Origin of the sequence: Mycoplasma seminis (genome assembly GCF_030718845.1) — a bacterium.
In the GTDB taxonomy this organism is placed as follows: Bacteria; Bacillota_I; Bacilli_A; order Mycoplasmatales; family Metamycoplasmataceae; genus Mycoplasmopsis; species Mycoplasmopsis seminis.
Map to the genome: position 1 here is coordinate 248,166 of NZ_CP132191.1, position 15,441 is coordinate 263,606.

General features: G+C 25.2%; 14 protein-coding genes and 5 tRNA genes. 14 read left to right on the forward strand and 5 right to left on the reverse strand.

The features are described from left to right. Nucleotides 1-21: 21 nt before the first annotated feature. From Q8852_RS01215 to Q8852_RS01225, 3 genes are read left to right on the forward strand one after another with little or no spacing between them, the layout of a single operon-like run. Nucleotides 22-1,194: a ComEC/Rec2 family competence protein gene (locus Q8852_RS01215; RefSeq protein ID WP_305938183.1), complete on the forward strand. Its 1,173-nt coding sequence runs from the start codon at nucleotides 22-24 to the stop codon at nucleotides 1,192-1,194. After that, on the forward strand, nucleotides 1,185-2,093 hold the full coding sequence (gene holA, locus Q8852_RS01220; RefSeq protein WP_305938184.1) for a DNA polymerase III subunit delta: 909 nt from the start codon (nucleotides 1,185-1,187) through the stop codon (nucleotides 2,091-2,093). The genes Q8852_RS01215 and holA overlap by 10 nt, the downstream gene beginning before the upstream one ends. Further along, entirely contained in the window at nucleotides 2,053-3,309 is a 1,257-nt protein-coding gene (locus Q8852_RS01225; RefSeq protein WP_305938185.1) for a hypothetical protein, read from the forward strand. Before holA ends, Q8852_RS01225 begins: the two co-directional genes overlap by 41 nt. Nucleotides 3,310-3,341: 32 nt before the next feature. On the opposite strand, the gene Q8852_RS01230 is transcribed toward Q8852_RS01225, so the two are convergent. Next, on the reverse strand, nucleotides 3,342-4,265 hold the full coding sequence (locus tag Q8852_RS01230) for a nucleotidyltransferase (RefSeq protein WP_305938186.1): 924 nt from the start codon (nucleotides 4,263-4,265) through the stop codon (nucleotides 3,342-3,344). A 138-nt stretch (nucleotides 4,266-4,403) separates the two neighbouring features. On the opposite strand from Q8852_RS01230, the gene rpmF reads away from it, so the two are divergent. From rpmF to Q8852_RS01270, 8 genes are all read left to right on the forward strand, one after another. Continuing rightward, nucleotides 4,404-4,604 carry a 50S ribosomal protein L32 gene (gene rpmF, locus Q8852_RS01235; protein WP_305938187.1) on the forward strand — a complete coding sequence of 67 codons (201 nt, stop codon included), beginning with the start codon at nucleotides 4,404-4,406 and terminating at the stop codon, nucleotides 4,602-4,604. A 142-nt stretch (nucleotides 4,605-4,746) separates the two neighbouring features. Then, a complete protein-coding gene (gene ruvA / locus Q8852_RS01240; protein WP_305938188.1) occupies nucleotides 4,747-5,355 on the forward strand; it encodes a Holliday junction branch migration protein RuvA in 609 nt (202 codons plus the stop codon). Beyond that, on the forward strand, nucleotides 5,339-6,283 hold the full coding sequence (gene ruvB / locus Q8852_RS01245) for a Holliday junction branch migration DNA helicase RuvB (RefSeq protein WP_305938189.1): 945 nt from the start codon (nucleotides 5,339-5,341) through the stop codon (nucleotides 6,281-6,283). The genes ruvA and ruvB overlap by 17 nt, the downstream gene beginning before the upstream one ends. Nucleotides 6,284-6,466: 183 nt before the next feature. Beyond that, a tRNA-Asn gene (locus tag Q8852_RS01250) sits at nucleotides 6,467-6,541 on the forward strand. Between the two features lie 4 nt (nucleotides 6,542-6,545). After that, nucleotides 6,546-6,621, forward strand: a tRNA-Glu gene (locus Q8852_RS01255). 4 nt (nucleotides 6,622-6,625) lie between these two features. After that, a tRNA-Val gene (locus Q8852_RS01260) sits at nucleotides 6,626-6,701 on the forward strand. Between the two features lie 3 nt (nucleotides 6,702-6,704). Beyond that, nucleotides 6,705-6,780, forward strand: a tRNA-Thr gene (locus Q8852_RS01265). Nucleotides 6,781-6,818: 38 nt separating this feature from the next. Further along, a tRNA-Leu gene (locus Q8852_RS01270) sits at nucleotides 6,819-6,902 on the forward strand. Between the two features lie 111 nt (nucleotides 6,903-7,013). On the opposite strand, the gene whiA is transcribed toward Q8852_RS01270, so the two are convergent. Continuing rightward, complete coding sequence (gene whiA / locus Q8852_RS01275) at nucleotides 7,014-7,880, reverse strand: DNA-binding protein WhiA (RefSeq protein ID WP_305938190.1); 867 nt, start codon at nucleotides 7,878-7,880, stop codon at nucleotides 7,014-7,016. 355 nt (nucleotides 7,881-8,235) lie between these two features. On the opposite strand from whiA, the gene infC reads away from it, so the two are divergent. The 3 genes from infC to rplT are packed head-to-tail and all read left to right on the forward strand — an operon-like array spanning nucleotide 8,236 to nucleotide 9,396. Then, nucleotides 8,236-8,814: a translation initiation factor IF-3 gene (gene infC, locus Q8852_RS01280; RefSeq protein ID WP_369810273.1), complete on the forward strand. Its 579-nt coding sequence runs from the start codon at nucleotides 8,236-8,238 to the stop codon at nucleotides 8,812-8,814. Then, on the forward strand, nucleotides 8,804-8,983 hold the full coding sequence (gene rpmI / locus Q8852_RS01285) for a 50S ribosomal protein L35 (RefSeq protein ID WP_369810263.1): 180 nt from the start codon (nucleotides 8,804-8,806) through the stop codon (nucleotides 8,981-8,983). The genes infC and rpmI overlap by 11 nt, the downstream gene beginning before the upstream one ends. A gap of 59 nt (nucleotides 8,984-9,042) precedes the next feature. Continuing rightward, the gene (gene rplT / locus Q8852_RS01290; protein WP_305938191.1) at nucleotides 9,043-9,396 is read left to right on the forward strand and encodes a 50S ribosomal protein L20; all 354 of its coding nucleotides are present in this window, start codon (nucleotides 9,043-9,045) and stop codon (nucleotides 9,394-9,396) included. A 73-nt stretch (nucleotides 9,397-9,469) separates the two neighbouring features. Here rplT and Q8852_RS01295 read toward each other — a convergent pair whose 3' ends face one another. From Q8852_RS01295 to Q8852_RS01305, 3 genes are read right to left on the reverse strand one after another with little or no spacing between them, the layout of a single operon-like run. Beyond that, a complete protein-coding gene (locus Q8852_RS01295) occupies nucleotides 9,470-11,548 on the reverse strand; it encodes a S16 family serine protease (protein ID WP_305938192.1) in 2,079 nt (692 codons plus the stop codon). Beyond that, nucleotides 11,535-13,241: an AAA family ATPase gene (locus Q8852_RS01300; protein ID WP_305938193.1), complete on the reverse strand. Its 1,707-nt coding sequence runs from the start codon at nucleotides 13,239-13,241 to the stop codon at nucleotides 11,535-11,537. The genes Q8852_RS01295 and Q8852_RS01300 overlap by 14 nt, the downstream gene beginning before the upstream one ends. Then, nucleotides 13,234-15,438: a hypothetical protein gene (locus tag Q8852_RS01305; protein WP_305938194.1), complete on the reverse strand. Its 2,205-nt coding sequence runs from the start codon at nucleotides 15,436-15,438 to the stop codon at nucleotides 13,234-13,236. The genes Q8852_RS01300 and Q8852_RS01305 overlap by 8 nt, the downstream gene beginning before the upstream one ends. Nucleotides 15,439-15,441: the final 3 nt, after the last annotated feature.

Below are 15,441 nucleotides of genomic sequence, written 5' to 3' on the forward strand. Positions count from 1 at the left end.
AATACAAAATATATTTTTCTAATGCTAGGAATCTTTTTACTGATACTATTTACAGTTTCTTTGCATAATTGATTTTATTTTGAATATTGATATGAAGGCAAAGAAATTAATCAAGTATTTAGTGTTCGCAACATTAAGGAAAATTATGTGTGATTGCAAAATGCTTTAGGGCAAAAAATCAGCATTTATCGTAGCAATCTACCTGAAAATATAGCTTTGTATTCACAAATTAGAATTCAAGGGCAATTATTTAAGATTGCAAAAATGAATGAATATTTTCAAAGTAACAATTTATTCTATACAGTCAAAATTTCGCAGCTCCAAATGCTCGATTCGTGAATTAATATTAGAGAAAAATTCTTTAATTATTATTTAAATCAACAGCAAGGATATCAAACATTAATTATTCCTTTAGTATTTGGGCATAGTGTTGAAAGTAAAAATGTTGTTATTCAACAACTAAGTCAATTAGGAATAATTCACCTAATTGTAGTAAGTGGATTGCACTTTGGAACGATATATTTATTTATAAACATGATTTTTAGAAGATTTAAACAAAAATGACTCATTTTAATTATTGCTATCTCTATTTACTTTTGGTTTGTTAAAGATTCTGTTTCAGTTTATAAGATATATTTGTTTATTTTAATCAAAGAGATTTGTCAGAAATTTTTTTCAAATCGCTACAATCCTTATAAGAATTTACTAGCTATTTCGCTTTTGTATTTATTATTTAATCCCTTAAGTGTGCTCTCAATAGGTTATTGAATTTCATATGTTCTCACATTCGGTTTGTTGCTTTACAATGTTCAAAAACAAAAGTGAAATAACACTAGTAAATTGCAAAAGTTTTTAGGATACTTAAAAATATATTTTTATTCCTGAATTCTAGCTAGCTGTATAGTAATTGTGTTTAATCAAAAATTAAATTTATTAAGCTTGCTACTCACTACAATATTAACTCCGATTTTTCAAATATTGCTGATTACATTTTTTCTATTTTTTCCATTTTGATTTATTGTTGTCCCGATTAGTAACCTAACAATTGACTTTTTAAACTTGTTTAGAAATTTCATTTTATTAATTAATATAAATGGAAAATGATATTGATATTCATTTCTGGTTTTTGATTATTTCTTTATTTTAAAACTGAGTTTATTAAATAAGAAATGTATAATTAAAACATGATATTAATAACTGATACAAATGAATATTTAACTAAACAAAAAATCAACGAAATTAAGTCTAAATTTAATCCAACAAACATAATTGAAATTGAAGATTTAGACAAAAGCGATATTTTGATTTCTTTATTAAATGAAGGTGGACTTTTTAGACAACAAAAGTTAATTTTGTTAAAAAATCCTAAATTGTTTAATAAAAAAGTAAAACTACAGGAAAGCTTAATAAATGCTTTAAATCAATGCAATGATGTTATTGTTTTATGATTCCAAGGCGAAAAAATCAAATCTTACTCATTACCAAAAACTCTTTATCTTGCTCATTCTTATGATTTCAAGCCTTTAAGTGAAAAAGAAACAATAACTTGAGTGCAAAAATGCTTTAACTCTTATGGTGTAAGTATTAAATATAATGATTTATTGCTTTTATTATCTAAGCTTCCAAATAACTTAAATATTATTGAAAATGAAATCATTAAACTTAGCTTGCTTGGAGAAAACATTACACCTGCTTTACTTGAAAGTTTTATTAGCTTGTATCCATCTGATAATGCTTTTGTTTTCTCAAATGCAATTTCAAGCAATGAAATATTGTCAATTTACCAAAAATATTTAATGTTAAAAGAACAAGAAGTTAATATTAATCAGTTATTTTATGCAATTTCATCTAATCTAATATTAGTGCATAAATACTACATTTATCAGAAAGCTTTTACTTCAAGATTACAATTAGCTCAAAAATTAAATATTTCCGATAAAAGATTATTTGTAATTGAGAAAATTAGTAAAAACTTCACACCACAGCAAGTTGAAAAAATAATTTTAGAATTAGGTATCTTAGATATAGATAACAAAACATTTGGAGTAGAATATGAAATTTTTGAATCATTCTTGGCTAAAAACTTCGGATAATACTACCGATAACTTTATTTTTTTAGATAAAGAAGCTATTTTAAATGAAAATGCTGCTGTAACTCATAAGTATTTTGAGGATATCTTAAAATATTTAAAAAAGATTAAGGATTTAAATTATCCTACAGCAATAGTGATACCTGATTTGTATGAATTATATAATTATGAAATTATGTTAGTTGACTCAGAAAATGAGGAAAAATACAAAAAAAGAATGACTAATTTCAAACAATTTTTAAATTATGCAAATAGATTAAATGTTGAAATTTATTTAACTTTAAATTTTTCTTCAATTTTGTCATTTTCTAACTTAATAGCATTAAAAAATGTCTACACCAGTGATGATTTAACTCAACAAGTGGATGTTGAAAATAAAGATGGTTTAAAAGGTGAAGAAAATAACTATTTGCATACTCAAGTAATTGATATCAAAAGTGATAATGCAAACACTTTAAAACAATCTATTGATAAAATTATTAATGAAATTAAAAAACATACAGTTATTAATGGTGTTTTCATTAATGAATTATCAGAATTTTGTAGAAATAAACAAAATGAAATCACTAAAAAGGATATAGAAAAACTAGATAATACTTTTAACTTATTATCTAGCAGTAATGGAAATATTAAGTTTTTCATTTATGAAAAAACTTATAAGGATGCTAAATATATCGGAACAAGACTTAAAAATTATGAAGTATTTACTAACTTGGAAATTGTTGATAAATTTAGCAAAATTATTAAAAAACTTGAGAAAGTTCAAAACCAAGGTATCTACGTGATTTTTGATACCAACAAATTCTTAGCATCCAAAACTGGTTCGCTAGGATACAAAGATACTCAAGTAAAAATTATTTTAGAAAACTTAGCTATTTCAGAAAAGTTTTATTGCTATTATTTTGCATTCGAAAAGCATCCGAGTGAATGAAAGATGCAAATGTTTGATTATTTAATTCTGCAAAAGAATATTAATAAATATTTCATTTCAACTTTATATAAGCGTTATGATATTTTAAAATACAAAAATGGTGGTGGGAAAATTAAGATCCAAACTATTTACACACCTAATATGACTTATAAAAAATCATTAAATAATGAAGCGCAATATTCATTTATTCTAAAATATCATCATTTTAAATATTTATTAAGAATGTTTCAAACTAAATTTGCTTCAGAAATTCGTTCATACGGAATAAGATGAAAGAAGATTAAATAGAGTAATTCAGATCTAGGGCAAAGCTCTAGATTTTATTTTTTATTTCCTAATAGTATATTAATGTAACAACGTTTAATACGATTACGAGTATATCTTTTTGAAATACATGCTTCAATAAAAGAATCATAATCGTTATTTAAGGCAACTTGTTTTTTAAATAAATTTTCAATTCCTTCATCAATTAATTTGTATTTTCTTAATGCTTCGGGAGATAATTTAGTTACCTTTTTAACAAATTTTTTATAAGTATTTTGTATATTATTTTTAGGATTAAGTTTGAGTTGCATTGGAGTAAAGGCAGAAAAATCTTTACCTTGAAGGAGTAACTCACGGATTTTAGTAGCGCTTGCAAAATTATTTATTACTTCTTCACTATGGAAACCTATGGTTCTTTGAATTGAAATTGGTGTAATATCATAATCATTAAAAATTATATGTTTAACATATTCTAATCCTAAAATATCATTTGGTAATTGAATATTTTGATTTGATAAATCTTGAATTGCAAGGTTAGAAGCTTTCGGAAAACTATTTGCTCCTTTTTTCATATATTTCTTAATTAACTCACTATATTGTTTAGGATTATTTTTAATAATATTTGCAATTTGAACAAAAAGTTCAACATTATTAGTTTCTGAACCAAATACTAAATATTTAATTTTATGTTTATTTAATAATTCAACACCAGCTTGAGCAAAAACATGAGCTGCTTGAATTACATATTTATCATCCATTTTAAAAACTTTATCTACACCATATTTTAAAGCAATTGCTTTTCTTTGTTTAAAGGATGCACAAGTTATTTCACCTCTTTGAGTATATTTATTTGACATTGCTACTATAATATAAGCATTAGGTATATTTTGTTTAATTCAATTAATTTGATAAATGTGACCATTATGGAATGGATTATATTCAGCAATAATACCTACTCTATTTTTCTTATTTTTTTTCATAAATAAATTATAATTAACAAATAATAAATGTTAAATATTTTGAAAATTAAATAAGCAAATTAAATATTTGAAAATAATATATTTTATATTATAATAAATAAGCTTATTAATTAACTATAACTTCAGAGGAGGGTCATAATGGCTATTGTTCCAAAACGTAAAACGTCTAAACAACGTAAACACAAAAGAAATACTCATTCAGCTTTAGATACACCTAACCTTGTATCATGCAAAAACTGCAGCCAAAAAATCGAACAACACGTTGTATGTAAGTTCTGTGGATTTTACAAAGGCAAAAAAGTTGAAGGTTATGTTGCATTAAATGATAGAAATAACTAATAAATAGTTATTTATTTATCTATTTATAAAGATGTATATAAAATTCAAATAATAATTAAAGCACTAAAAAGTGCTTTTTTGTTTATTTTTAGTTCACTTATAAAAAAAACCATATATCTAATAGAGATAGATGAAAGGAAAAATGAAATTATATATTATAGGTGAAGTTGTTTATAAAAACAAAAACAATTTAATTTTAGAATCTAAAGGTGAAGGTTATTTAATGACTGTAGCTGATGAAGCCAGATTTGAAGTAGGACAAAAAGTAAAAATGTATCTATATGAACATCGCACAGAATATTTAGCATGTACATATGGATTCAAAGACTTTAAAGAAAGATTGCTATTTATTGATTTAATAGCTGTTGAAAAAGTTGGACCAAAAATAGCAATGATATTATTAGAGAAAGGATGGGAATATGTTGCTAGATTAATTGCTGAGTACAATGTCAAAGATTTATCAAGCATTCAATTTATTAGTGAGAAACTTGCTAATATCATTTGCGTACAATTATCAGATAAATGAGCAAAAATTTGTTCAAATGCAGATAATAAACGTGCTGAAAAAAGCAAAATGCGAGATGAATTATCTAAAACATTATTTGAACTAGGATTCAAAAAAGCTCAAATTGATTTAGCGCTTAGAAAAGTTAAACCCTCTGACTCTATAGACAATATGATTGAAGAAAGTATTAGATTAATTGCTAATACAGATGGTGAGGAAGAAATAGCTGATGGAACTCAGGCCTAATAAATTTGCTGAATTTATAGGACAAACCAAATTAGTAAAAACTTTACAAGCAATGATACGTAGTTCTAAAATTCAGAATAAAGTATTAGATCATATTTTATTATATGGAGCTCCAGGGATGGGTAAAACTACTTTAGCTAGTTTAATTGCTAAAGAAAATAACTCACGTATTCATTATATACAAGGTGCAAACATCGAAAAGAAATCTGATTTAATTAGTGTTTTATCAGTTATTAATCAAGGTGATGTAGTCTTTATTGATGAAGTGCACAGTATTAATAAGAATGTTGTAGAGTTTTTGTATGGAGCAATGGAAGATTTTGTTTTTGATTTAATTGTGGGAGCTGACGGAAATTCTCGACCACTGAGAATGAAAATCAAGCCGTTTACTTTAATAGCTGCTACAACTAAGTTAAACGAAATTTCTCAACCATTAAAAGATAGATTTGGTTTTTTAGGTAGAATTGTTAGCTATACTGTTGAAGATATTTTTAAAATATTAACTATAAGTAAAGAAAAATTAAACATATCTGTCTCTGATGATATTTTAAATTTAATCGCAATGTATTCTCGTTCTACACCCAGAATTGCAAACCATTTACTTGAAAGAATTAATGACTTTGCAATTGCACAAAACAAAGGAGTTATTAATAAAAGAATAGTAAAGAAAACTTTTAAATATTTAGACTTATATGAATTCGGACTAACACGAGATCATATTGAATACTTAGAAATATTAAAAGAAGGCTTCGAAGAAAAATATGTTTCACTAGATACAATAACAGGTTTATTGCTACACACTAAAGAAAATATTGTTAATGAAATCGAACCAACTTTGCTATATTTAAAATTAATTGAAAAAAATTCAAAAGGACGTAGGATAACATCTGAAGGTATAGATTACCTAATTAGACAAAATTTAACTTAATATCAATATAGCTACTAGATGTGGCTATATTTTTGTATGAAAAATTTGATATTTATATTAGGATTCAAACTTTTATGCTATAATAACTTTGCTTATGTGATAGCTGATAAAAAAATTAAATTTTTTCTTAATATAAAATTAATTTTAGTATATAATATATAAGCAAACAAGCAAACATAAATTGCCGATTTAGCTCAGCGGTAGAGCAGCTGGCTGTTAACCAGTTGGTCGTTGGTTCAATCCCAATAATCGGCGCCATTATGGTCTGTTGGTGAAGCGGTTAACACACATGGTTTTCATCCATGCATACACGGGTTCGATCCCCGTACAGACTACCATTTTGGAGAATTAGCTCAGTTGGGAGAGCGTCGCCCTTACAAGGCGAATGTCATGGGTTCGAGTCCCTTATTCTCCACCATTTGCCGTTTTAGCTCAGTTGGTAGAGCAACTGACTTGTAATCAGTAGGTCGTAGGTTCGAGTCCTATAAACGGCACCAATGTTTATTTAAGATGGATTAAATGGATAACATACTAAGCGCGAGTGGTGAAATTGGCATACACGCTAGATTTAGGCTCTAGTGCCTCAGGCATAAGGGTTCGAGTCCCTTCTTGCGCACCATTTAATATGTTGGGATTAACCAACTTTTTTTTCGCAATTTTTTAATTAAGATTATATTTTTCTCTATTTAGGATGCTAAAAAAGCATCTTTTTTCATAGATGCTAGTGAGATTATTGATTATTTTTATGTTTTTCAACTACAGTATTTAATTTTCTGAATCAATGATTTAAACCACTTTTAGAAATAAAGATATTATAATCATTTCCCAAAATATAAGACAATTCTGCTAGTGAAATCCATTTATTTTCGGTTTTAATTCTAAAGGCAACTAATTGATCCTCATCAAATAATTCATCTAAATTATTTTCAAACATATAATTAATATTTTCTATATGTTTAATGGTACTTTCAGCAATTTTATTTAAATTGCTTAAATCAATATTATTTATTCTATTTGTAACGTTTTCAAAGTCCCTTTTAATAATGAGGTTTTGCAAGCTATATCAAGATTTTTTAGCCCCGATAGCAGCAAGAAAATCAATTAATTTATCTTTATTTTTGGTATATAAAACATATTTATTGTTACGATTTAAGATATTAAATCCAAAATCATATTCATTTAATTTTGAAGCTATTTCTTCTATATTCTGTTTATTATGTGAGGAAATTTCTAAATGATAAGAAGTAGAATTTTTACCTGAAATACTTCCACCTCCACAGAACACTCCTCCAAAAAAGTACGATAAATCATCTTTAGATTCCATTTGTGGAATGATTAATTCATTGTAAACAATCACTAACTTAGTTGGGTGTTTTGGATCAGAAATATAGCTAATTTTAGACTTATCAAGCTTTCTGACTATTTTGTCATATAAATATTCATTCTTTATATAAAGTAGATAATTACCATTTTTATCAATGTTTGCAGAGCAAAATAGTAACCCTTTAATAAAAGAGATAATTTCATGATTTTTAGATAGATTATTTATTATTTCCTTCTTAACTTCGGAACTAAATGATGAGTGTTTATTAGTCATAAAACAATTATAATTTATATTTTTAAAAAATAAAATTTATCTTATTTTACTATTAAGTTATATAAGTCTATTTTATAGGTATATAAGTTGCTGATGTTATGTATGTACTAGATAAATAATGATTTTGATAAAATGGTTTTTTTGTTAAAATTAAAAAGCAATAGAGTTAATTGCAGAAAAGTAGAAGAAATTCTCACCTGATGACCATAGTCTTGGGTTTAGCTACAATTAAACGTATCATAATTCTGATACCTTTTTTAGTAGAATAAAGTGTTATCACTTTTTAAAAAAACTTACATTTATTTAAGGAGTTATTATTCAAACAAAAGGAAAAAAACCTGCATCAGAACATTATATTAACAAGGATATTCCATTCAAACAAGTATTCTTACTTTCTCCAGAAGGTGAAAAACTTGGTGTTAAATATACAACTGAAGCATTAGAAATCGCTAAAAGCTATAAGATGGACTTAGTTTTAATTAGTGTTGAACCTAAACCAATCTGTCGTATTCTTGATTACGGAAAATTTAAATATGATCGTAAGAAGAAGAATAAAGAATTAAAAGAAAAACAAACAATCATCCAAAATCGTGAAGTTAGATTAACTGCTATGATTGGAGAAAATGATTTATTAACTAAAGCTAAAAAAGCTAGAGAGTTTCTTTTAAAAGGAGATAGAATTAAGGTTTCTTTAAAACTAAGAGGTCGTGAAATAGGAAGAAAAGATTTAGGTTTTTCAACATTAGATAAATTCTATGCTCAATTAGAAGATATTGCTGAAAAAACTTCAGAACCTAAATTAGTGAACGATCGTTTCCTTGACATGAATCTCCAACCTAATAAACAAAAAATTCAAAAATATTTAAAAGAACAGAATCTTGAAAAAAATCAAGAAGCTAAAGAAGGAGAATTAAATGCCGAAAATGAAAACTAAAAGTGCGTTAAAGAAACGTATTAAAGTTACAGGAACAGGTAAAATCTTAAGAGAGCAAGCTTACCGTTCTCACTTAGCACAAAACAAAACAACAAAACAAAAACGTCAATCACGTAAATCTGCCCAAATGTCTAAATCTGATTTAAAAAGATTTAAAGCATTAATCTAATCTTGTTTCTAAGTATTAGATTTTCAAAAAGATAATTACGTATTTAGAAAGGAATTATTATGGCGAGAGTTAAAGGCGGAACAGTTACAAGAGCAAGACGTAAAAAATGATTAAAATTAGCTAAGGGATACTTCGGTCACAAGTCAATCGGATATAAAGTTGCTAAACAAGCAGTTGTTAAATCATGAACATATGCTTTTAGAGACCGTAAGCAAGTTAAAAGAAACTTTAGAAAATTATGAATCGCTCGTATCAACGCAGCTGTTAGAGCAGAAGGAATGAGTTATTCAAGATTCATTAATGGACTTAAAAAAGCAAACATTACAATTAACCGTAAAATGCTTTCAGAATTAGCTATTAATGAACCAAAAACATTTTCAGTTTTAGTACAAATTGCTAAAGATGCAAAATAATAATTAAGTGGGTAATACCCGCTTTTTATTATTCCTTTTGCACAATAAAATCACCTCCAAGGAGGAGGTGTGACTATTTAAATAATAGCTTAAATACTTCATTATAGTTTTTAACTGTATGTATCTTAATTTGCTTGCGAATTTCTGGATCAATATTTTTAATATCTCTTTCATTTTCATAAGGAATAATAAAGTTAGTTATATGATCATTAAATGCGCCTTCGATTTTTTCTTTAATTCCACCAACTACTTGAGCATTTCCTTTTAAATCAATTGATCCTGTAATAGCTCAATTGCTAGGAACTGCCTTATTTAATAAATCTGAAATAATTGCTGTTGTGAATGCTATTCCAGCAGAGTCACCATCATTTTTTATATAAATTTGATCAAATGATAAAGTAAATAATAAATTATCTGTTTCAGAATTAATACCAAATCGATCTTTGTTAGAAATAGCATATCTAAGTGCTATTTTCGCAGAATTTAAAGTTGTGTCTGAAACTTCAGAAAGAAATTCAACATGTGGAGTATCTGCTTTTACAATAGAATGAATACATGTTATATTGTGAATACCATTGAATAATGGAATAGGGGATATCGCTAATCCATTTACCATACCAGGTAATTTTTCTTTTGATTTATAAAGTTTCTGATGGTATTCTAATTCCTCGAGCTGTTTTGAATAATATTTATGAATTATATCGTTGCTAATTAAAGTAATTTTATTAGCAATAGCATAAAATATTAATGACTCAATTTCTTGTTTTAATTTTCTAACACCATCTTCAAGTGCTATTTTAGTAATTATAGTTTTTAAAGCATTATCTTCAAACTCTATATAATTGCTCTTAGTGATATCATATTGAGCTTGAAATTCATCAGCTATATCTTTTCCTATCTGAATCTTTTCGGCTAGTGTATATGGATGTATTTGAAGCAATTTAACACGAGATATTATTTCGCTAGGCAAGTTACCGATATAATTACTAGTACCTATAAAAATAATTTTAGATAAATCATAATCAACATTTAAATAATTATCATGAAAATGATCATTTTGTTTTTTATCTAAAACATCAAGCAATTCAGCATACATATTAGGGTGAATTTTATCTATTTCATCTAGTAAAATTACAGGGTTTGAAACACCTGCTTCTAGAAGTTTTTGAATAATAATACTTGGAGTATTAGAAGTACCTCTGAAGTAACCTATTTGTGTAGCTCCTCCAAGAGAAATTTTGACAAATTTACGTCCTATTTTTCTTGCTAATTTTTCAGCAAAATAAGTTTTACCTGTACCAGGAGCTCCATTAAGAATATATAAAGGTGCTTCAATTGCTTTGCTTTCAGCTTCTCTAAAAGCATATGTATCAACAACAATAGATGCACAATTATACAATTTATTATCCTTTTGACGATGCTTAGTAGCAATATTTAATGTACCAATATAATTTTTGAAATGATTGTATATTGCACTATAAGTTGAAGCTAAATCTTTTGCTGTAATATCACAATCAATTAACTCATTAGTTATTTTTCTTCAAGGCAGATTAATTAACATTTCATTACGGATGTTGATGTCTTTTAAACGATCATCCATTTGGTTATTAAGAGCTTTTTGAATCAAGATTTGAACTTTAGTTTCTTTATAACGTTGCAAAATATTATCCGGAATGTTTTTAAATTCATTGCAATTTTGTTTACTTAAATATTTGTCTAATTTATCTTGTAGATATTTCAATTGAGAATATAAATCTTTATTAACTAAATTTACATAATAAGAGTTTTTATCAAATAAGTTATATTCATTATTAATACTTTCAATCATATTTATGTATTCAGAACTATCTAAAAGATTTTTAGGAAATTTGAATTTATATTTAAGACCTTTTAATAAATTGTTAATTTTCTTAATTAGGTTTGAAAAATCAAGATTATTATCAATAGTAATTCGATCTAATCCATGAAATTTAGTTGTATAAATATAATTATTCAAACTATAAGATATTACTTTAGCTTTTAAGCTATAAAGAAAAATGTTGTTATCGTATATTTCAAAACTAAATTCATCATTTGGATTAGGTTGTTTTATTAATGTATAGTCAAAATCTCCACCTTTAAATAAGAATTTTTGTGTTTTAATTATTTTCATTTTTAATCTCCAATTCTTTAGTCTCAAATGAGAAATATGCTTGAATTCTTTGATGAGTTGTTTCTAAATTTTTTGTTATTTTATCAAAATGAAGTTGCATTATGGATATGTAAAAACGTATTGTTTTAATATCCTCACCTACAGTAAATAAGGAATTAACATATTCTTCTTCATTTAGAATAATAATGTTATTTTTCTTCATAAAATTATGTAATTTACTTTTTAGAATTAATTTCATATCTGTTTGATTTAATGAATTGAAATAAATGAATTCATTTAGGTTTTTAACAAAATCTGAATTGAATTTTGAACCCATTAAATCAATGATTTGAGACTTACTAAACTTATTAATTTTAAGTTCTTGACTAAATAAGTTACTTGTGAAAATTATTATTGAGTTTTTGATTGATAATTCATTTCCTGACGTTGATGTAATGCTACTGGTTTTAAATAAATCGCTAAGAAATGAACTTGAGCAGAGGAAATTTGATTTTTCAATTTCATCGAATAAAACTAGACTATTAGGAAAACTTTTTAAATGCATATATAATGAATTAGTATCTCTTGGATCATCGCTAATTATAAATTTGCAAAAATCATCATAGGTTTGAATTTTGGTGCTATCTATTATGAAAATATTGTTATTATAAAAGTTTTTAGATATTTGCTTTGCGAGTTCAGTTTTACCAACACCACTATCTCCTAGGAATAAAAATGAATTTAAGTTGTTATCATATTTATTTAACTTAAGAAATAAATATTTAGAAATTGTTTCAACTGCATCTGATTGAGATTTTATATTTTTAGATAATTTTGAACAAATTTCTTCATATGCTAAATGATAAGGGATAATGTTAAAATACTCTTTTAATTTACTCTCAAATTCTGTTGGATTTAGTGATGAAATAAAATCAAATAAATTATCACAATCTTTATAAATATTATTTGAATATTTTTCTAGATATTTTTGAAACATTATTTTATTAATTTCAGGTGCTTGTTGTGATAAAAACTGACTGTTAGATTTAATAAAAGCTGTAATTTCACTTTTGGGATCTGATTTTAAATTTTGAACATTTATTCTATCGAAGTAGAATGGTAGATCAGAGTTATCACAAAATAAATTGAATTCACTGTCATTACCGTAAATTAAGATATGAATATTTGGGTTATCTAATAACATTTTTAAGAATTCAACATTTGTTGTATTCAAGAAACCATCATTTGAATTGCTGAATGAAAGACTAAAGAAATTACTAAGAACTAAAAGGATATTGCTATTAACTAGAGAGATTTTGTTTAAATATGCAAACATATTTGCAACAGCAAATTCATAATCACCTCAATTATTATTTTTACCAATATTATGTATTTTTGTCATATCAATATTGATTTGTTGAAAGCTTCCATCAAAATTTAATGTTGATGTAATGTGTTTAATTTCATTACTATCAGCTGTATTAATGAAAATATTTTTATTTTTTGAAAATATTGTTTTAATATCTTGACAAATAATTTCATATTTAGGGTAATAAAATTTATAATCAAAACATCATGAAGCAGATGACCCGATATCTAATTGTTTGTTATTCAAAATTATAAATGTGCTTGAGTTATGATGCTTAGATTTTGTTTTTTTAACAGTGTGTAAATATTCATTATTTATACTAAGATCTAGTTTATTTTTAATCATTTTCATCTCCTTCAAGAACATATTTAAATGCTATTGAGTGAAATTCACAAAATAGAATTATGCTACCATTGTTATGATTTTGGATTGTATTAGCAATAGAATTCATAATTTCGAATTTTAAATTTAAAAGCTTATCATCTTCTTCTATATATTTATCAATATTATTAGATAATGTGTCCATATTAAAAGTAATTTTTATATCTGTAATTTTAGACATTTGATAAATAAATTCAGATGCAAATTCATTTGCTATATTTAGAGTAATATTTTTGTTTATAAAAATAATGTTAGTAAATCTAGCTATGAATTCATGTGGATAAAATGAATTTAAAAAGTTACGTACTGTTGTATCTTTTTCTAACTGATAAGCTAGGATTTTATCAGAATTTGAATCAGTGAAAATAAATGTGTTTAAATAGCAATAATGTTTTTCGTTTTTATCATCAACAAAATATCCTTCATCTAAAATATTTAAAAACATTGTAATAGTTTCTTTGGAAGCATGCTGAATATTATTGATACAAATAATACTGTTAGGATAGTTTTTAACTATACTTAGAAGCGAATTCTCAAATCTTGTGTTTGAACTAAATAAAATATGCGGTCTAATTTTGGATAAATCTAATTCATGAAAAATTTCTAAATTCATTTTTTTATTTAAAATCTCAAAATTAAGTTTTTCACCTAAACAAAACAATGAATAAGGTTTTGATTTTTGAATTTTAGCAGTATCATTAACAAGTTTTAATATTTTGGTTAACTCAAATGATGCATCTTTTTCCAATTGCAAATCTTTCAATATATTAATGATATTAGATATATTTGTGGAATTATAGCTTTCAGAGATTTTATGAAATAAAAACTCTTGATATTTTTGATTAGAAATATTATATTCATCCAAAATATCTTGGATGGAATATTTTGATAAATAGTCATGATAAAATTTAGAGAAAATTCTAGAATCTAATTTGGAAAGTTTGGTTTTCTGCGAAATAAAGTTAAATATATTATCACTTGTAATTTCGGGTAAGTAAATGTATTTGTAATTATTTGAATCGATTTTGTTATATTCTCATTTTTTGAACTCAAACATATCTTTTCTTAATCAAATAATATTAGATGCTTTTTGAAACATTTTTTCAGTTAGCAGTGTTGTTGTGGTCTCACTGATTCTATTAACGTCTTCCCTAGTGATACCAAAATTTATAATTGGCTCCAAATTATCGAATCAATAGCATACAGGAAATTGAGTAGTAAACATACTACATAAATTTTTAAATTCTGCGCTAAATTGTTTTCATGCTCCAACTGTATGCGATCTTACCTGATAAACTAAAAATAAGCTATTTTTTAAAATAACTGAGGATATATTATTTTTGTTTAAGTAATTACTAATTATTCCTTGTCAGATATTTTTATCGAAATTATTTTTATATACAAGTATTAAATTTTTCTTTTGATTTAAACAATCAATAATTTCGTTAAGTAGCATTTTTGTATTATTTTCTAAATTTATGTTTATATAAAAATCATAGTATTGGAATTCTGTTAATAATATTGAAAGAAATGATAAAAAGAAATTATAAACATTTCATTTCATTCCTTTCATAGGTTGTTTATGTGAATCTAGCGATCTATTTTCTTTTAAATTTTTAATATATTGACTAATATCAGGTAGATCAAAATCAAGATTCTTTAGTAAAGCGATAAAGTTTCAATCTTCATCATCATCACGGATGCTGACCGTGTTTGGATTTATTTTTTTAAAACAATTATCCGCATGAATTTCTGGAATGTATAAATCTTCATTACCTATATTGTTTTTTAGATACAAACTTGACAGAATCTCATTAATTTTATTTTTAAATGTTAAATTATTTTCGTCAAAAGTAAGAGATTCATTAATTAAAGTTAAAAATACAAAAAGTAATTCATTAGAACTAATATTATCGTTATTGCTTAAAAGTGTATATTCCAATTCCCTAGTATTTAGTTGATTTTTTCTTTTATCATTATTTATGATTTCAACTTCATATATATCACCATCTATACCAATAGGATCGAATTCAAAATCATCATCTATATCAGCCTGAAAATTATTGGATTGGTTTTTGACATTATAATCTTTGCGTTCTTTAATGCTTCCGAATATTTTTTCTAATTTATCAATTGTTCAATAATAATTATTATTGTTCATTTT